This window comes from Desertivirga arenae, from assembly GCF_017355785.1.
In the GTDB taxonomy this organism is placed as follows: domain Bacteria; phylum Bacteroidota; class Bacteroidia; order Sphingobacteriales; family Sphingobacteriaceae; genus Desertivirga; species Desertivirga arenae.
Window position 1 is genome coordinate 358,065 of record NZ_JAFEWE010000003.1, and the last position, 17,208, is coordinate 375,272.

Genomic DNA, 17,208 nt, shown 5'->3' on the forward strand with positions numbered 1-17,208 from the left:
GATGGAAAGAAATATCGAGATTCACCACCAGGAAATTAAGGAGCAATTTAAGAAGCAGGCCGAAGGCTACAGTTCTCTTAGCGCCCACAAGCAGCATCTGGATCAGCTAGTCCGATTGGCATGCCCATTAGCAACGGATAAGGTTCTTGATGTAGCTTGCGGTTCGGGTATTGTTGCTACGGCATTTGCAGAATGTGCGGCCCACGTAACAGGGGTCGATCTTACCCCGGAAATGCTTGAACAGGCATATCGGTTAAAGAAAAATAAGGGCTTAACTAACATTGAATTTGTTATCGGTGACGTGAACCTGCTACCTTTCGAGGGTGGCGTTTTCGATATTGTTGTAACAAGGTTCAGCTTTCATCATATGATATCAACCAACCAGGTACTATCAGAGATGATAAGAGTTTGTAAACCTGGGGGAACTATTCTGGTTGCAGATGTTGCTATTCCGGAAGATAAAAGAGATCAATATGATCAAATGGAATTATTAAGAGATCCCTCTCATGTCTCTGCTCTAACTCCAAATGAGTTCAGAAACCTCTTTGCTACCCAAGGCCTGTCTGAAATATTTGAGGATCATTACCTAATGGAAATCGATCTGGAGGAGCAATTAAATGCATCGTCTTCTGAAGCAGAGGAACAATTACGACTCATGATTACAAAAGACATTGGAATAGACTCACTTGGAATAAAGGCAACACAACAAAAGGATTCTGTAAAAATATATTACCCCATCCATATCTTCACGGCAAAGAACCTTGCTGCTTTTGATCTTAAATAAAGTTTATGATACAAGATTTTGATAGAACTGCTCCAGAAGGAGCCGTTGCATATTTCCGGCATTGCATAGTAACCGGACACCTTGAGGGAGCATTAAGCTGTTTCGATAAGCATGCAGTATACATTGAAAGAGACGGTCAGGAAATAAGAGGTTTAGAGAATATCAAAAAATCACTTGAACACCTTTGTTCCTGGAGACCATCTATAAAAGGCAGTAAACATAAACTGACCATTGTAGAAAATCTGGCGATATGGGTTGATCAGTGGACGTTAGAAGCTACAAGTCCTACTGGAGATGCAATTACTATGAATGGGGCCACTGCTTGCATGATGAAAAGAAATGAAGGTGGACTGTGGCTTTGGTTGGTAGACAACCCATTTGCTGCTGATATCTTTTGATAGAGACCAAAAATCATCTAAAGGGACTTTGGTTACAAGTCTCCTTGATTCGGTTACAGATGGATAATGTTGAGTGCAGACCTTTGCCCTATAACATTTTATATAACATCTGATGAATAACCAAACTATGTCTTCAAATCCATCCATTGCATTGGTAACTGGAGCAAATCAGGGAGTGGGTAATGAGATTGCCAAAGCCCTTGCAGCTAAAGGGTACGTGGTATATTTAGGGTCTCGTAAGCTAGAAAACGGTGAAAAGGCGGCGGCTGCTATCGGGGAAAATGCTAAAGCAATTCAACTCGATGTAACGCAGCAAGAGAGCATTGATGCAGCAGTAGGAAGAATCCAAAATGAATATGGTCGTTTGGATCTTCTGGTGAATAATGCAGGAATATCCCATGGCGGCACAGCACCAAAAAGTCCGGAGGAACTTATGGCCACCGGGCGTGCTGTAAACGTATCAATTGATGAAGTGCGCACTGTTTGGGAAACTAATGTCTTCGCCGTTATCGCCGTCACACAAGCTGCCCTCCCCCTGCTTCGCAAGTCGCCAGCGGCCCGAATTGTAAATGTTTCCAGCGGTCTAGGTTCTTTAACCTGGATCTCTGACCCGGAATGCTGGGCCAGAGAGCACTTTGGCATTGTGTACGCTGCTTCTAAAACAGCACTGAATGCCGTAACGCTAGCTTTTGCAATTGAGCTGGAAAAAGAAAACATTAAAGTTAATGCCACGAGTCCTGGCTATACAGCTACAGCCTTAAATAATTTTCAGGGTACAGACAGCCTCGAAGTGGGATCGCGTGAACCGGTAAGGGTAGCACTGGAAACCGATGGCCCTACAGGTAGTTTTACTGGCCCTGAAGGTCCAATGCCCTGGTAGGATCCCCAAAAAATATTTTTATTTGAATACTAACCGGTGACCGGTAAGGTCGCTGGTTATCTTATTATCTTTAATTATGAAAAGCCAGGCACCGAAAATTGTTAAATTGGAGTCCATTACAGAGATACACCGTTTGCTGGAACTTCCGGGCCCTTCTCATCCGCTTATTACATTGTTAGATACCCGGGAGGAACGCGTTAACCTTAGTCGTCTCCCTGTTAGCTATGTAACAACACTCTATAAGATTTCTTTTATTAGTAAGTTGGGTGGCAAGTTCAGGTACGGACAGGGCTTTTATGATTTTGATGAAGGAAGTATGGTATTTACGGCTCCCAATCAAATTGTTGGCAGCACAGAAATTTATAAGGGGAACGAGGGTTATTCCCTTATTTTTCACCAGGATTTTTTGCATGGCTACCCTCTCGCAGCTAAGATCAAACAATACGGCTTTTTCTCTTACGCCTCGAACGAAGCACTGCATCTCTCTGAGCAAGAAAGAACGACAATTTCCTCTGTCTTTAACATTATTCGTGAAGAGCTTGACAGCCGGATAGATGACTTTAGCCAGGAGGTAGTTATTGCGCAAATAGAATTGCTATTGAGCTACGCTAAGCGTTTTTATAAGCGACAGTTCCTAACCAGACAAGCAGCTTCAAGCGATCTGCTACAGCAAGTGGAAGAAGTGCTCAGCGCTTACTTCAAAGAAGGAAAGACCCTTGAACTAGGGTTACCTACAGTCCAATTTTTGGCGGAGCAATTAAACTATACCGCTAACTATCTAAGTGATATGCTCCGATCACTCACCGGACTTAGCGCACAGCAGCATATTCATGAGAAGTTGATTGAGAAGTCGAAGGAATTACTATCTACAAGCTCATTGACGGTTAGTGAAATAGCATATCAGTTGGGCTTTGAGCACTCCCAATCCTTTAGCAGGTTATTCAAAAACGTGACCAGACAGTCTCCTGTGCAGTTTAGAACCTCGTTTAATTGATCGGATTGGTTATTGAAAAATACCCTTAATTATTCAAGTTAAGATACATGGACTGCTCGTTTCTGTCGATCTTGTCAATTTTACCAAGATAGTTATAGGAAACCTTGGCAAGGCTAATCTTTTCAACTCTGCCACGAATGTCGTAGGATACTTTTTGCTCTCCCACACTTTCAACTCTGCCATGGATATCATAGCTTATTTTCGTGTCACCTATTTCGCTTAAACGGTCCTGGATATCATAAGAAATACGCTCGTTATCAATTTTGTCAATTCTGCCATGAAGGTCATAAGAGACTACTACGTTGCCTACTTTGTCGATTCGCCCCTGAAGGTCGTATGATATTGTCCCGTTTGCAAGAATGCTATAACCTGTGATTTCTCCTCCTTTTGATAAACAGACAAAAAATGAGGTCTTTTCAACTTTGAAACTCAACTCATTCTTCTGTCCTGAGATAAAAGCTGAAACTTTATTCTGGGCCTTTAGTGCTTTAGGAATTGAAATAAATGAAAGAGATAGAAAAATAAGCAGTACCGAAGTTTTCATAATATCTAAATAAGTGTGTGTGTGTGTTGAGGGATTAATTTAATCTATTATATGGTTGATTTACTGAATGCAGCAGCAAAAACCTCAAAATATCTATTCCGTCTTTCCTTTAAATGTCGCATAAATTGCCATTGCATGTCCGTGTCCTAATTCAAATTCCTCTTTTAGCCAATTTGTAATCTCGGTGGCTTTTGTTTTAGGGTTAAGTTTTCCTTCGATAATAAACCCTTTTTCCTCTGCAAGCTTTTTAAAATCCTCTGGTGTTTTACCTGTTTTAGCTTTAATGTTTTCGATGTAGGCTTGAAATGACATATTCTGGTATTAAAGGTTATAATAGTGCTGTTTTTTTCTCTTAAATTAATCAAACTATTTCTATCTCTCTCCATTTCCCACCATTCTTGTTGCTTCCAGTTCGTTACCGTTTTGATATAGTATTAGCTTATTAACTGCTCCGGATTCGTCCATGATAAACTAGAGCTCTGCAACTGCAGTATAAAAAAATTTAGTTTCCGACTCAGGGTATATTTCAACTTTGGCCTGACCTGTTAATTGGGCGTATACCTGTCCCTGATTAAACGTAATGCTAAACTTTTTACCAGGCAACATCGCTAAGGAATACTCTCCTTCAAGTACTTTTATTTGTGCGGGAGCAAGAACGGCGCTTTTTCTAAAGCGCATTATTTTAGGAATGGTGAAAGGTTTATCAAATAAGATATTTTCAATACTCTCAGCCAGATGATACATACTAATAACATTGTACGAATTACTCAGCACGATTACTGTTTTGTTCTTTTCCGGATATCTTACGATAATGCTTGCATACCCTGGATAGCCACCCGTGTGCATATACCATTTTCCTGAAAAATGTCTGTTGGGCATTATAAGCCAACCAAAACCGTAAGCCAGCCCCCCTAGCTTTGCGTTTTTTCCATTAATGAGCTGTGAAGGTTGATAAGCCCGGCTCAGCGCTTCTTTACTAACTAATTTTTCGGTGTACAAAGCCTGGTCCCATTTAAATAGGTCCTCTGTTGTGCTACTTATGCCATAAGGCCCTGCTACCCCATCGAAGTAATATTCGTACTTGTTGGAAAGCATTTCATCGTTAATAACAAAGGTTCCTTTTCCCGCATCGTAAACATACCCGTTGGCATAATCTCTAATTTTAGACTTAGCCGCTCTTTGAGCATAAACTCTGGTATGATTCATCCCAAGGGGAACAAATATTTTTTCCTGTATGTATTTACTGAACGCCATTCCAGAAACCTTTTCAACAATTAGAGCGAGCAGAACATAGTTGGTATTTGAATAAGAAAGCTGTTCTCCTGGTTTAAAATTTAGAGCCTGAGGACTTTTCTCGATACTTGCCAGAATATCTTTGTTATAATTAATTTGATTGATATTTATCCTCTTCTCATCCCAGCCTAAAAACTCAGGTATACCAGATGTATGATTTAAAAGATTTTGGATAGTAACACCGGGGTAAGCAATTTTAGGAAAGTACTTTTGCAAACTATCAGAATACTCGAGCTTTTTCTTATCGTGTAATTGCATGATAGCCATTGCAGTAAACTGCTTTGAAACTGATGCTAATTCAAACATCGTTTGGCTTGAAACCGCTTGCTTTGTTGCTAAATTGGCATACCCCATGGTTTTCTGATAAATGGGAAGCCCGTCTTCTGCTACTAATACCGAACCGCTAAAGGTACTGTCCGCACAAATTGTATTAAATAGAGAATCGAGTTTCTTTACCTTCTGGGCATTTGCCCTCAAGCTACACTGAAATAATAAAAAATAAAGCAGAAGACTGAAGATGTGAATAGGTTTATTATTCATAGGATAAAATTCTTGCGACTAACAAGTGTACTGAATTTTACTCCACAAAACAAGCACCCAAATGCCCTTTTACTCTAACAATTCGTCAAAATGAATAGGCAACTTAGTGATGCGCTTACCTGTAGCGTGAAATACAGCATTGGCAATAGCAGCAGGCATAGCTACCAGGCCAATCTCTCCTACTCCTTTCACGCCTAATTCATTTATCAACTCATCTTTTTCATCTGCAAAGATCACTTCCAATTGATTAACATCGGCATGCGTTGGAATATGGTATTCTCCCAGATTGGGATTTACATACTTCCCTAAGGTCTCATCAACGATCGACTCTTCATGTAAGGCCTTACTTATTCCCCAGATCATTGACCCACTTATCTGGCTCCGGGCCGTCTTTGGATTAATAATTTTACCTGCAGCTACGGCTGTCACTGCTCGCGTTACTGTAATTATTTTCAACTCTTTATCCACCTCCACTTCTACAAAAGAGGCACTATGAGTCATCTTGCTATATTTCCTTAATTTCAAAGCATGCGGCTTCCCCATATTGGTGGTCTTTATAGCCTGACCTTTGTTAGCTGCAACGATAGCTTCAAAACTGATAAAGACAGAAGGATCAGATCGTAAGGAGATACGTCCGTTTGCAAATACTACCTCCTTTTCAGAGGCTGCTGCAAGTGGAGATCCCTTAATTCCCTTTGCTTTCTTTAACATTTTTTCCTTTAAGGCCTTTGCTGCTATAACGATAGCTACCCCAGTTGAGGAGGTCATGGATGAGCCGCCCTGAAACATGGAGAAGGGCTTTTTGCTATCGCCGTAATTGAATGTTACATCTTCAATGGATAATCCGAATTCATCGGCAGCAATTTGTGTCATTACGGTAAATGTTCCTGTACCAATATCTGTAACCGCATTGTTTACTACCAGTTTACCTTCTGCAGTGATCATTGCTTCAACGCGGGAAGGAAACTGGTAAGCATCCCATACTCCGGTTGCCATACCATACCCCACCAGCTTATTACCACGGGGCATGCTCGCAGGTTGGGGATTTCGCTTATTCCAGCCAAATCGCTCTGCTGCCTGCTGATAGCATTCTCTTAGCGCCTTGCTGGTAAAGGGCTTTTTAGTTGAAGGATCAATTTCCGCATAATTGCGTAACCGCAATTCCAGGGGATCTACATTCAGCTTATAAGCCAGCTGGTCCATGGTGCACTCAATGGCATGCATAGCAGTGGAACCGCCGGGGGCACGCATATCTATTGGTGTAGACAGGTCAAGCGGAACTACTTTATATTCAAAAAGCGTATTTTTTGAAGGATATAGACGGTGGCTCCAGGAGGAGATCACTTCGGTATAATCCTCATAAGAAGATGTTTCAACAAAGGCGGAATGTTGCATTGCTGTAAGTTGCCCGCTTTCATTTGCAGCAAACTTCAACCGTTGAATATTCTGAGGCCGGTGCCCCAAAGAAAACATCTGCTGCCTGTCAAGGGTAACGCGAACATTCCTCTTCAGATGAAGTGCAGCCATTACTGAGAGAAAAAGCTGGTATTGCGGTCTTAAGCCTGAGCCAAAAGCCCCTCCAACGAAAGGAGCTAATACCCGGACGTTCTTATATTGAAGCCCAAATACATTAGCGATAAAAACTTGGTTATTAATTGTCCCCTGCGTTTTATCGTAAATAGTAAGCTTTCCTTCGCCTTCGAATACCGTAGTGGTTGCAAAGAGCTCGATGGGATTATGGTGCTCGGGACTATGACGGTACTCAGTATCAACTTTAAAAGGCGCTGCTTCATACGCCTTTTTAAAGTCACCCTCCGGCTTAGGTGGAGGCGGTTTTAATACAGTCGCCAAACCTTTTTTTGCGTCTCTGGCCTTGTGCAAGCTATTATTAATACACGTTTCGAAACCCTCCTGTTGATAGTCGACCTTTATAAGGGTAGCGGCATATCGCGCCGTCTCAAAGTCTGTTGCAACAACCAAGGCTATCGGTTGACCGTTGAATTTTATTTCATCATCATGCAAGGGTTTGAAGACAGTCCCCGGAGGGGCATCCATATCTGCATATTGAAGATCGAACCAAGCCAGCTTAGGCCTGTTTTGATGTGTTAACACCTCTACAACACCTTCCAATGCCTTTGCACCTGATATATCAATATTTAGAATTTTGCCTTTAGGAATAGTGCTGCTGACTACATAGCCGTATAGCAGTCCGGGTACATTATATTCTGCTGCATATTTCGCAGTACCGGTTACCTTTTGCCGGCCCTCTAAGCGGCTTACTGGCTGCCCTACGCTTGGTTTAACTGACATAGATTATCCTCTTATCTTAAAGTGATGGCTGAGCTCCAGGACGTTGAGTTGACGGATCTAAGGCCATCATACAATTTCTAACAATAGCCCTTTTGGCAAGCTCTATCTTAAACTGATTATATTTATATCCCTTGGCTCCCTGCAGTATAAGATCGGCTGCCTGAGCGAAATTTTCTGGTGTTACGGCCTTGCCTCTTAGCAGGTCTTCCGCTTCAGGAACACGCCAGGGCTTATGTGATACGCCGCCTAGAGCAATCCGAGCATCCTTAATTATCTCTCCTTCGAGTTCCAGACCTGTGGCCACAGACACTAAAGCAAAAGCATAAGAATGGCGATCGCGTAACTTCAGGTATGAATAATTTTTTTCAAATCCCTTTGCAGGTAGATCGATAGATGTAATAAGTTCACCTTTTTTCAAAGTGTTATCTATATCAGGACGATCACCTGGTAAGCGATGAAAATCTGCAAAAGGTATTCTTCTATCGCCATTAGGCCCTACAATATTGATCACCGCCCCCAGCGCTGCGAGTCCCACACACATATCTGAGGGGAAAACTGCTATACATTCTTCGCTTGCACCTAAAATAGCATGGATACGATTATAACCTTTCAGGGCAGAGCATCCTGAGCCGGGCGATCTTTTATTACAAGGTGAATTAGCATCATAAAAGTAATAACAACGGGTTCGCTGCAATAAATTCCCCCCATTCGTAGCCATATTGCGGATTTGAGCAGAAGCACCTGCAAGTATGGCTTTTGATAACAATGGATAACGACTTTCAATTACTGGATGATAAGCAGTGTCAGCATTACTTAACAATGCACCTAATCTGACGCCACCTGTACCTGTTGATTTGAGCGCCTTTAGGTCATCGACTTGATTCAAATCTATCAGCAGATCAGGATGGCTTAAATCATATTTCCACAGATCGATAAGGTTAGTACCCCCTGCAATAAAAGAAGCACCACTATCCGCTGCAACGGCATTCAATGCTTCTCTGGTTGAATTGACGCGTAAGTATGAAAAGCTATTCATTTGGGGTTTCTCCTTCCATAACTTCCATAATTGCATCTATAATTCCAATGCTGGCACCGCATCGACAAAGGTTTCCGCTCATTAGTTCCTTAACTTCTTCCCGGGTTTTCGCTTTACCTTCCTTTAATAATCCAACAGCGCTGCAGATCTGCCCTGGCGTACAATACCCGCATTGAAAGGCATCATGATCTATAAAAGCTTGTTGTATTGGGTGTAGATCTTCTCCTTCAGCAATCCCTTCAATGGTAGTGATCGCAGCCCCATCTTTCATAACTGCAAGCGTAAGACAGCTTAAGACGCGCTTTCCGTCGCATAAAACGGTACAAGCTCCGCATTGTCCATGATCACAGCCTTTTTTGGTGCCGGTTAGATCAAGCCTTTCCCGGATTGCATCGAGCAGGCTGACCCATGGTAGCAGACTAAGTTCGTGGCTCTTCCCATTTATATTCAAACGGATAAGTTGTAGACCAGTTGATTGATGAGTATGTTGCATAGCAGAAATCTTAGGTAAGTAACAGTGCGTCTAACCATATGTTCGGGTTCAATTGATTTAACAAGCAATTAAATTAACTCAATTACCCGGGTGATTTTGATTTGTTCCTGGAAATGCTCGTCGTGAGAGACGACAATTAATGAGCCTTCATATTCCTGAATTGCTGCTACCAAAATATCAATATTCTGTATATCAAGGTTGTTCGTTGGTTCGTCTAAAATGATGACATCGGGTGCTTGTTCGCTGATAGTGAGACAGCATAGAACCAGCCGCAATCTTTCACCGCCGCTTAACAAGGTGCAAAGCTTGTTCCAACTGTCTTTGCCGAATAAAAACCTGTTAAGTCTTATCTTAACTTCGTGCTCTTGAAGTCCCGTCTCATTGAACAACTGGGCTTGCTCGTACAGACTCACATTATCATCAATTAAAGAATAGTCCTGATCGATATATATTGCTCTATTTTGCTGACGTTTAAGTGTTCCCTTCTGAGGTTCGAGTTGACCAAGAATAATTTTAATCAGGGTAGTTTTGCCGGTACCATTGGCTCCCTTTAACAATACTCTTTCACCGCTTCGTAACTCAACATCCAGCTCATTTCTCCAGATTGGCTTTTGATTATAGGAAAAATTCATACCCTCTGCGCTGAACAAGAGCTTTCCCTTATGGATGTGAGACCCATCAAATTCAAACTTCATTTTATCGATTTCAGGGATCTGTGAGCGCAATTCTTGAAACTCCTGGCGGATGCCGTTGATCTTTTCTGTATGAACTCCCTTTAACTTCGCGGTACTGTTTTCGGCATTATTCCTTAACGTGTTCATCATGATCCGTGCAACTCCTGCTTTCTCTTGTTTTTTCTTACCACGCGAGTCAAGCTTATTCTGGCGTTCTAAGGCTTCCCTTTCTTTTTCCTTCGCCTGCTTCAAGGCCTTTTCTTTGCTTTTCAGATCCTGGTTCAAGGCTAGTAACTCAATCTCTTTTTGCTCCTTATAGAAGTCATAATTTCCCCCATATATCGAGATATTGTTTGTACTTAGCTCGAAAGTAGTATTTAAAAGGTTGAGAAGTTTGCGGTCGTGACTTACTACCAATAAGGTTGTCTTGGTAGATCTGATAAATTCATAGAGCAATTGCCGGGCCTGAAGGTCGAGATGATTACTGGGCTCATCGAGCAAAACAAAGTCCGACTGATGAATACGGATCCCGGCAAGAAAAACCTTGGTCTTTTGTCCGCCGCTTAGGCTTTCAAGCCTCTGCCCCACATCTATATCATTTAACTGCCAATAGCTTAAAGCGTCCTGGCAACGTTCTTCGATGGTCCAATCATCATCGAGCTTATAAAAATTTTCTTCAGTAGCATTTCCACTAATGATTTCCTTTAAAGCTATAAGCTTCGTATCAATTTTTAAAGCCTCAGCAACTGTTAAATGATCAAACTGCCCGAATATTTGAGGGACATAGTAAGGTACGGCATCGGCCTTCAACTGTCCGGTATAGGGAGTTAATTCTCCTGCAATGATCTTTAATAATGTTGATTTTCCAGAGCCATTATTGCCAATTAAAGCAACTTTATTATGAGTGTTAATAGTAAGATGAATATTACTAAATAACAGCTCTTTATCAGGATGTATATAAGTGAGTTCGTGTAGAGTAAGCATAAGAATTTCTTTGAGAATAAATAAAATCGAGAAGCCCTCAGGCTAGTTCGGTACTTATTGTCTGAAAGAAATTAATCACATGCTTTTAAAATTTTGGTGCTGCAAATATAGGGAAAGCACAATAAATAGTTACCCAAAAACCAGCTATTTACACAGTTTATGAACTGACGGTTTCGTAGCCGGCAATAAAATTTGCAGTTTATGAGACAGTAAAGAAGCAAAAAAGCCCTTAATCTTTCGATTAAGGGCTTTTTCTTGAGATCTTATCTCTTTAAGTCGGGGTGGCAGGATTCGAACCTACGACCTCCACATCCCAAATGTGGCGCGATACCGGGCTACGCTACACCCCGATTGGTGGTATCACCTTTTGTTTTTGGTGATGCAAATATAGAGTTTTTAAGGCTTTGTCAAAAATCTAAAACAAAGAAAATAGGTCTTTATAGTCTCCAGCACTGCATAGCTCTGATTAACAAGGGAATATTTTTTTGACAGAAGCCTAATTTCTATGATCACAAACCATCTGACTACAAAATTGTCTTTTTGGTAGAACCCAAAATACAAGAAGCACGCGAAAGTTCTGCTTTGGTTTACGGGTTTTATTGTCAATTATATAAATAGACTTCAAAAAACACTATGCCTGGATTTAAAACACATTTTCCGATTAAAGGAGTAAGAACTGACGTGACTATTACTCCTCTCGAAGACAATATCTTTTCTATTGCTCTTGAAAGTACTGATGCCTTCGACGAGGATACTAACCCCAGGAGCGAAACAGTAGCTAGCAGGAATGTACCCAACCTTCTAGTGCAAAAAACTAAAAACGGATGGGCTATTATGGATGAGGGTACCTTCGATCTTAACAGTGAAGATCTGAAAGCCCTTGGAAATGCTATCGAAAATCAAAACAGCCGATTTTCATAATATGGCTTTTAAGGAGTTTTTGAATAAGCATCTGCTGCAGCTGGAGGATAAATTTGATGATTTTTTTTCGGCCTTAAAAACCCGGCTTGGCTTGAACGATCCTATACAGATAGTTCCTTATCGTACCTATGGTACAACCAACCGCCTTTTTATTAAAGGCCGGGTACTTCAGGATAAGCTACTTAAATCCTCCACCTCTCAGGATACGATATTTACCAACTTGGTAAATATGTACAAGCGTTTTGAAAGCGACGAAGTACCCCATGCTGTAATCCGTGTTAAACACCAACATAAAGATCACTTTATCACTACCGATCATGAGGGCTATTTCGAGCTGAACATCTCTCCTGACGATATAATTGATCTTAATGAACTTTGGCAAACCGTTGAATTGGAACTTCATCAGGCTCCTTTTCCTGTTGAAGGAAAAAGTTTGGCTAGCTCCGAAATACTGATTCCCCCTTACGACTCGGAGTTTGGAGTGATCAGCGACATAGACGATACTATCGTTCAAACCTCTGCTACCAATGTGCTGTCCATGGCCAGTACAGTTTTTTTGCGAAATGCACATACTCGACTCCCCTTTCCGGGTGTTTCTGCATTTTACCGGGCCCTTCAACTTGGTCGAAATGGCAAGAGGAATAATCCCTTCTTTTATGTATCTAGCAGTCCCTGGAATATGTACGACCTTTTGAGGGAGTATATGGACTTGAATGATATTCCGCAGGGGCCTCTCCTTCTCAGGGATTTCGGTTTCAACGGTTTGCAGTTTAGTGGAAGCGGAAACCACCAGGATCATAAGCTGAAACAAATAGATAATATCCTGACCACTTATCCCTTATTGAACTTTGTACTGATCGGAGATAGTGGGCAGGACGACCCGGTAATATATAAAGAAGTTGTAAAACGGTTCCCCGGCCGTGTTCTTGCCATCTATATTCGGGACGTACAGAACTTGCGAAAGGAAAAGGCAGCCTCTGCCATAGCAGAAGAAATAAGCCTTGCTGGTGTGGATATGTTGGTAATAGATACTGCAAAAGAGGCGGCAGACCATGCGTCTGAAAAGGGATTAATCCTTACGGAGGAGCTCCCCGCGATTAAAGTAGATAAGGATATGGATACCGGCGTTGCTCCTGGGAAGGCCGAGCTTTAAAAGAAAATGAACATAGGTTTTTTATTTGTAGCTGAATAAACTCTACATTTACGAGCTCCTATCAGTATACCGTGCAGAAATCACTCAAAATTATTCTTCCTTTAATTTTATTATTGGCAACTACCTGGTTTAAACTTCAGTTTCCCCAGATATTGGGAAGTGCCACTCCTTTTCTGCTATATACGGCCGTAATCGTTTTTTCAACGGTGTACTCGGGTTGGATTATTGGTATCTTAATGGTTGCCTTGTCCTTACTCCCTATTATATATTACTTCCTCCCCCCGGAGAACTCCTTTGTTCTACAACCGCAGCATTACATTCAAATATTCTTTTATATAATACAAGATGGAATTGTGATAGCGATGAGTTACGCATTACAAAAGGCGAGGAAAAAAAACGCCCTGGTGGAAAACAGGTTCAAGGTACTTACTGAAAAAGCTGCAGATCTGCTTGTGCTGCGCGATGTAAACAATAAGGCATTCTACGTAAGTCCTAAGGTTGAAACAGTCTACGGCTACTCTCCTGAAGAGTATGCGGATATGGCGATCGAAAAGATGGTCAGCCCCGATTACCTGCAATACTTCCTGCAAAATTTAAAAGAAATAAAAGAAGTGCCTAATTCCCACCGTATCGTACGGATACAAGCATACCGAAAGGATGGCGAAATAAGATGGATGGAAGGGGACGTTTATAACTTCCTGGAACAGCCCGGTATTAATGCCATTGTATCGTACATAAAGGATATAACAGACAGGGTCAACCTGGAGCGGCAAAAAGACGATTTTATAGGTATTGCTAGTCACGAACTTAAAACTCCTCTGGCTAATATAAAAGGTTTTGTTAGTCTAGCTGAGAAATCAGCACAAGACAAGCCTGAAAATATAAAATCATTCCTGGGCAAAGCCCAGCACAACATAATAAGGCTGCAAAGAATTGTAAACGACCTTTTAGATATATCTAAGATAAACACTGGTCAGCTGCCCTACTCCCTGGAAGTATTTAACTTTTCTGAACTTCTGCAGGATACTGTTAAAAGTCTCCGGATGCATCAGAAAAAGCACGAGTTCATTCTTTCTGCCCCGGAAAAAGTAATGATGAATGGGGATCGGTATCGACTCGAGCAGGTATTAATCAATTTACTGGAGAATGCTGTAAAATATTCACCGGAAGCAGATAAAGTATTGGTTAGTGCTGAACTTTCTAACAACTATCTAATTGTTTCTATCCGGGACTTCGGCATTGGTATATCAGAAGAACATGTTTCAAAAATCTTTAACAGGTTTTATAGAGTAGATAACACGTCGACTAAATACCAGGGATTGGGCCTGGGCCTGTTTATAGCTTCAGAAATCCTCAAAAAGCATAATGGAAGTTTCTGGCTTGATAGCAAGCTAGGAGAAGGATCTACTTTCTCATTCCTGCTGCCTTACGAATTGGAAGCAAAGACCAATACTTACACAGATAATCAAACTTATTTCCGGACGGACTATATCGACATTGCCTATAACAAAGAGCAGAACTGGCTTGAGGCCGACTGGATTGGTTATCAGACCAAACAAACGGTGCAAGAAGGCTGTATGCATATGCTGGACCTCGTAAAATCGACTAGGGTAGAGAAGGTATTAAATAACAACTCAAAAGTAAAAGGTAACTGGTCCGAAGCGTCGGACTGGGGAAGTACTTTTTGGTTCCCTCTGATGCAGGAAGCGGGTATCGAGTACTTTGCGTGGATACAATCGCCTGACATTTTCAGTCAGCTTTCAGCGTTGAAAAGCATTGAAATGAAGAACGGAAAGATTAATATCCACTTCTTTGAGGAAATGAGCGCAGCTGTTGAATGGCTTGAAGGCGTTAAAAGTGAAGCAGAAATTTCCCAATCTAAAATGATTCGAGATGACGGTAGTCAATAAACACTATCGTCATCTTTATAGAGGAAGAACTTCAAGGAACGGAACCTAAAAGCTCTATTTCTTCTTTTGGTCTTTGTCTGCTTCCTTCTTATCCTCGTCTTTGATCTCTTTTACGTTGAAGTTATTACCTCGCAGTGAGTACTGCAATAGCTTTTTGCCGGTCGGATTTACGCCAGCAGTATCAGCTTCTTCGAATATTGGAAACTCTCTGAATAACTCACCATCCTTAACAAAAACAGAGTCTTTACCCCTGTAAGATTTCCTGGTTGAAGAGGTCAGGTCGGGAAAACGTAACTGCTGTTGCGAACCGCTTTCGGTGAACTCGTAAATATACATCTTCAAATAGCTGTCCTTATCCTGTCCTTTTGCCTGAATAAACAGTTCCGGGTTTCCGTCAGAATCCATGTCCATATTCCATACATCAGTGATTTCACCTTCAAGCTCACCATTAATGGACTTGTATGCTGCCCGTGCAGAATCAGAACGAAGGATCATATAAGCTCCAACATACTCAGCTCCTCTTCCCCAGCTAAGAACATCAAAAGTTAGACCTGGCTTAACTTCAATGGCTTTGTGAAAACGAAAGGGTTCTGTTAATTTATTTGATTTTACAGTCGGTGCTGCTGGCTGTTTTGGTGCATCTTCAGAACTACATGAACTTGCTGCCAGAGCTAACGAAAATGCTGCGATTGAGTAAAATATCTTCATCATTGTGTTGCTGATCTAAGAAAGAACCTTAGCGGGATAAATGTGTGTATTTTTGTTCCGTCTGCAAAATATCAATAAATCCCCGAAAAGCAAACCATGGGAACATATCCTGAAAAGCCGTGTACGAGCCATATGCCCATACTGCGGCAATTTGACCCTTAATACAGATAGCTATTTGAATTTTATAACTACTTTTTTTCCTGCAATGTTCTCCAGTAAAGGTTTGAAGATCAACTGAGCATTCTCTTGGGTTTTACCCAGGATGTTCTGTTCCCGCGCATTAGCCTGGATTCGTTGCTCAGCCAGTTTATAAATATCTTCGATCATTTCTTGTCGGTCTTGAGGCATAAAAACACCGCTTAGGTCGTACACTTTAGATCGTTGATGGTCTAACTTTACATAACAGATCTCCGGTTTAGGAAGGAAAATGGTAATAGAATCCCCTATGGCTTTTATGTCGTCCTTTACGACTCTGGTCAGATCAATACAACCTGTTACTTCTCCTGCTGCCACAAACAGTATCCTTTTATCAGGCAAGATTGGCCTGCTGATCTTCTTCTCAATCACATCCTTCATGGTATACTTTACCAGTTCCAACTTACCAATATTAGCGATCTTTTCAATAATAACGTCTTCGCTCACTTCTGTCCTCGTTTTTAGGAACTCCTTTTTAACGAATACAAAAAGAAAAACGAGAAATGCCAGAATTATGGTAACAAGAATCAGCAGTACAGCCGTCCTCCTTCTCAAGAGAGTACTTATCATTTTTCTATAACGTTACGAATCTTAATATCGTTTTCTCCGGATCATTATTAATAAATCCTGATTAGCGACTCATAAGTTTTGCCACGTATTTACCTATGATATCAAACTCGAGGTTGACGACAGTACCGGATTTCACATGCTGAAGATTAGTATGCTCATAGGTATATGGGATAATAGCCACTGAAAAACGATCCTCACGAGAATTAACAACGGTTAAACTTATCCCGTTCACACAGATAGAACCTTTTTCCACCGTTACATTACCTTTGGAGGTATCATATTTGAAGGTATACTCCCAGCTCCCCTCAAGCTTGTTCAAAGCGATACATTCTGCCGTCTGGTCGACATGTCCCTGCACGATATGCCCGTCAAGCCGACCGTTCATTTGCATGCATCTCTCAAGGTTAACCAGGTCACCTTTGGCAATGGTACCCAAATTAGTTTTAGCAAGCGTTTCTTCTACCGCAGTTACGGTATGGGTTCCCTCTCCTAATTCTACTACGGTGAGGCAAATACCATTATGTGCAACAGATTGGTCTACCTTTAATTCAGATGAAATCGGCGAAGCAATGGTTAGCTGAAGATTTCCTTTATCATAATCAGCGGAAATAACATTTCCAAGGGTTTCAATAATACCTGTAAACATGCCCCGAATGTACGAAAGATCATTTTAAGTCGCACAGCCGCCGAAGCCTATGAAAAAATCTTAACAATTCGCTTAGAATTGCCAGTCACCAAATTTTCCCTGTCTGTAATCATCATAGGGATGGTTGATCTCTTCCTGGTTGTTCATTAGGATCATAAAATTTCTATATGTTCCT

The 17,208-nt window shown here is 41.3% G+C and carries 17 protein-coding genes and 1 tRNA gene; 7 read left to right on the top strand and 11 right to left on the bottom strand.

What is annotated here, in order from left to right; all coding sequences use genetic code 11:
- Nucleotide 1 precedes the first annotated feature (1 nt).
- The 4 genes from J4N24_RS08570 to J4N24_RS08585 all read left to right on the top strand — a co-directional run bounded on the left by J4N24_RS08570 (nt 2) and on the right by J4N24_RS08585 (nt 3,056).
- On the top strand, nt 2-784 hold the full coding sequence (locus J4N24_RS08570; protein ID WP_207533256.1) for a class I SAM-dependent methyltransferase: 783 nt from the start codon (nt 2-4) through the stop codon (nt 782-784).
- Between the two features lie 5 nt (nt 785-789).
- Nucleotides 790-1,182 (top strand): YybH family protein, encoded by a 393-nt coding sequence (locus tag J4N24_RS08575; protein ID WP_207533257.1) that lies wholly within the window; start codon nt 790-792, stop codon nt 1,180-1,182.
- A gap of 112 nt (nt 1,183-1,294) precedes the next feature.
- Entirely contained in the window at nt 1,295-2,062 is a 768-nt protein-coding gene (locus J4N24_RS08580; RefSeq protein WP_207533258.1) for an SDR family NAD(P)-dependent oxidoreductase, read from the top strand.
- Between the two features lie 76 nt (nt 2,063-2,138).
- A complete protein-coding gene (locus J4N24_RS08585) occupies nt 2,139-3,056 on the top strand; it encodes a helix-turn-helix domain-containing protein (protein ID WP_207533259.1) in 918 nt (305 codons plus the stop codon).
- Between the two features lie 25 nt (nt 3,057-3,081).
- On the opposite strand, the gene J4N24_RS08590 is transcribed toward J4N24_RS08585, so the two are convergent.
- From J4N24_RS08590 to J4N24_RS08625, 8 genes are all read right to left on the bottom strand, one after another.
- Nucleotides 3,082-3,600 (bottom strand): hypothetical protein, encoded by a 519-nt coding sequence (locus tag J4N24_RS08590; protein WP_207533260.1) that lies wholly within the window; start codon nt 3,598-3,600, stop codon nt 3,082-3,084.
- Between the two features lie 93 nt (nt 3,601-3,693).
- A complete protein-coding gene (locus tag J4N24_RS08595; protein WP_207533261.1) occupies nt 3,694-3,912 on the bottom strand; it encodes a DUF4287 domain-containing protein in 219 nt (72 codons plus the stop codon).
- Nucleotides 3,913-4,071: 159 nt separating this feature from the next.
- The gene (locus J4N24_RS08600; RefSeq protein ID WP_207533262.1) at nt 4,072-5,433 is read right to left on the bottom strand and encodes a serine hydrolase domain-containing protein; all 1,362 of its coding nucleotides are present in this window, start codon (nt 5,431-5,433) and stop codon (nt 4,072-4,074) included.
- 69 nt (nt 5,434-5,502) lie between these two features.
- A complete protein-coding gene (locus J4N24_RS08605; RefSeq protein ID WP_207533263.1) occupies nt 5,503-7,743 on the bottom strand; it encodes a xanthine dehydrogenase family protein molybdopterin-binding subunit in 2,241 nt (746 codons plus the stop codon).
- Nucleotides 7,744-7,759: 16 nt separating this feature from the next.
- Complete coding sequence (locus J4N24_RS08610) at nt 7,760-8,779, bottom strand: FAD binding domain-containing protein (protein ID WP_207533264.1); 1,020 nt, start codon at nt 8,777-8,779, stop codon at nt 7,760-7,762.
- Complete coding sequence (locus J4N24_RS08615) at nt 8,772-9,272, bottom strand: (2Fe-2S)-binding protein (RefSeq protein WP_207533265.1); 501 nt, start codon at nt 9,270-9,272, stop codon at nt 8,772-8,774. The genes J4N24_RS08610 and J4N24_RS08615 overlap by 8 nt, the downstream gene beginning before the upstream one ends.
- A 68-nt stretch (nt 9,273-9,340) precedes the next feature.
- Nucleotides 9,341-10,930: an ABC-F family ATP-binding cassette domain-containing protein gene (locus tag J4N24_RS08620; protein WP_207533266.1), complete on the bottom strand. Its 1,590-nt coding sequence runs from the start codon at nt 10,928-10,930 to the stop codon at nt 9,341-9,343.
- Nucleotides 10,931-11,206: 276 nt separating this feature from the next.
- Nucleotides 11,207-11,280: transfer RNA gene (locus J4N24_RS08625), tRNA-Pro, on the bottom strand.
- Between the two features lie 283 nt (nt 11,281-11,563).
- On the opposite strand from J4N24_RS08625, the gene J4N24_RS08630 reads away from it, so the two are divergent.
- From J4N24_RS08630 to J4N24_RS25860, 3 genes are all read left to right on the top strand, one after another.
- Nucleotides 11,564-11,851 (top strand): hypothetical protein, encoded by a 288-nt coding sequence (locus tag J4N24_RS08630; protein ID WP_207533267.1) that lies wholly within the window; start codon nt 11,564-11,566, stop codon nt 11,849-11,851.
- Nucleotides 11,817-13,004 (top strand): App1 family protein phosphatidate phosphatase, encoded by a 1,188-nt coding sequence (locus tag J4N24_RS08635; protein ID WP_207533268.1) that lies wholly within the window; start codon nt 11,817-11,819, stop codon nt 13,002-13,004. The genes J4N24_RS08630 and J4N24_RS08635 overlap by 35 nt, the downstream gene beginning before the upstream one ends.
- Nucleotides 13,005-13,075: 71 nt before the next feature.
- Nucleotides 13,076-14,914, top strand: a complete 1,839-nt coding sequence (locus J4N24_RS25860) for an ATP-binding protein (RefSeq protein WP_369806207.1) — start codon at nt 13,076-13,078, stop codon at nt 14,912-14,914.
- A gap of 54 nt (nt 14,915-14,968) precedes the next feature.
- Here the strand turns inward: J4N24_RS25860 and J4N24_RS08645 are convergent, their stop codons facing one another.
- From J4N24_RS08645 to J4N24_RS08655, 3 genes are all read right to left on the bottom strand, one after another.
- Nucleotides 14,969-15,625 (bottom strand): hypothetical protein, encoded by a 657-nt coding sequence (locus J4N24_RS08645; RefSeq protein WP_207533270.1) that lies wholly within the window; start codon nt 15,623-15,625, stop codon nt 14,969-14,971.
- A 168-nt stretch (nt 15,626-15,793) separates the two neighbouring features.
- Nucleotides 15,794-16,387, bottom strand: coding sequence for a DUF4230 domain-containing protein (locus J4N24_RS08650; RefSeq protein ID WP_207533271.1), 594 nt, complete (start codon nt 16,385-16,387; stop codon nt 15,794-15,796).
- A 61-nt stretch (nt 16,388-16,448) separates the two neighbouring features.
- Nucleotides 16,449-17,033: a riboflavin synthase gene (locus J4N24_RS08655; protein ID WP_207533272.1), complete on the bottom strand. Its 585-nt coding sequence runs from the start codon at nt 17,031-17,033 to the stop codon at nt 16,449-16,451.
- Between the last annotated feature and the right edge of the window lie 175 nt (nt 17,034-17,208).

Excerpts from the sequence above, each read along its gene's own strand:
- J4N24_RS08570 (WP_207533256.1), top strand. The coding sequence starts at position 2 with ATGGAAAGAAATATCGAGATTCACCACCAGGAAATTAAGGAGCAATTT.
- J4N24_RS08575 (WP_207533257.1), top strand. The coding sequence starts at position 790 with ATGATACAAGATTTTGATAGAACTGCTCCAGAAGGAGCCGTTGCATAT.
- J4N24_RS08580 (WP_207533258.1), top strand. The coding sequence starts at position 1,295 with ATGAATAACCAAACTATGTCTTCAAATCCATCCATTGCATTGGTAACT.
- J4N24_RS08585 (WP_207533259.1), top strand. The coding sequence starts at position 2,139 with ATGAAAAGCCAGGCACCGAAAATTGTTAAATTGGAGTCCATTACAGAG.
- J4N24_RS08590 (WP_207533260.1), bottom strand. The coding sequence starts at position 3,600 with ATGAAAACTTCGGTACTGCTTATTTTTCTATCTCTTTCATTTATTTCA.
- J4N24_RS08595 (WP_207533261.1), bottom strand. The coding sequence starts at position 3,912 with ATGTCATTTCAAGCCTACATCGAAAACATTAAAGCTAAAACAGGTAAA.
- J4N24_RS08600 (WP_207533262.1), bottom strand. The coding sequence starts at position 5,433 with ATGAATAATAAACCTATTCACATCTTCAGTCTTCTGCTTTATTTTTTA.
- J4N24_RS08605 (WP_207533263.1), bottom strand. The coding sequence starts at position 7,743 with ATGTCAGTTAAACCAAGCGTAGGGCAGCCAGTAAGCCGCTTAGAGGGC.
- J4N24_RS08610 (WP_207533264.1), bottom strand. The coding sequence starts at position 8,779 with ATGAATAGCTTTTCATACTTACGCGTCAATTCAACCAGAGAAGCATTG.
- J4N24_RS08615 (WP_207533265.1), bottom strand. The coding sequence starts at position 9,272 with ATGCAACATACTCATCAATCAACTGGTCTACAACTTATCCGTTTGAAT.
- J4N24_RS08620 (WP_207533266.1), bottom strand. The coding sequence starts at position 10,930 with ATGCTTACTCTACACGAACTCACTTATATACATCCTGATAAAGAGCTG.
- J4N24_RS08630 (WP_207533267.1), top strand. The coding sequence starts at position 11,564 with ATGCCTGGATTTAAAACACATTTTCCGATTAAAGGAGTAAGAACTGAC.
- J4N24_RS08635 (WP_207533268.1), top strand. The coding sequence starts at position 11,817 with ATGCTATCGAAAATCAAAACAGCCGATTTTCATAATATGGCTTTTAAG.
- J4N24_RS08645 (WP_207533270.1), bottom strand. The coding sequence starts at position 15,625 with ATGATGAAGATATTTTACTCAATCGCAGCATTTTCGTTAGCTCTGGCA.
- J4N24_RS08650 (WP_207533271.1), bottom strand. The coding sequence starts at position 16,387 with ATGATAAGTACTCTCTTGAGAAGGAGGACGGCTGTACTGCTGATTCTT.
- J4N24_RS08655 (WP_207533272.1), bottom strand. The coding sequence starts at position 17,033 with ATGTTTACAGGTATTATTGAAACCCTTGGAAATGTTATTTCCGCTGAT.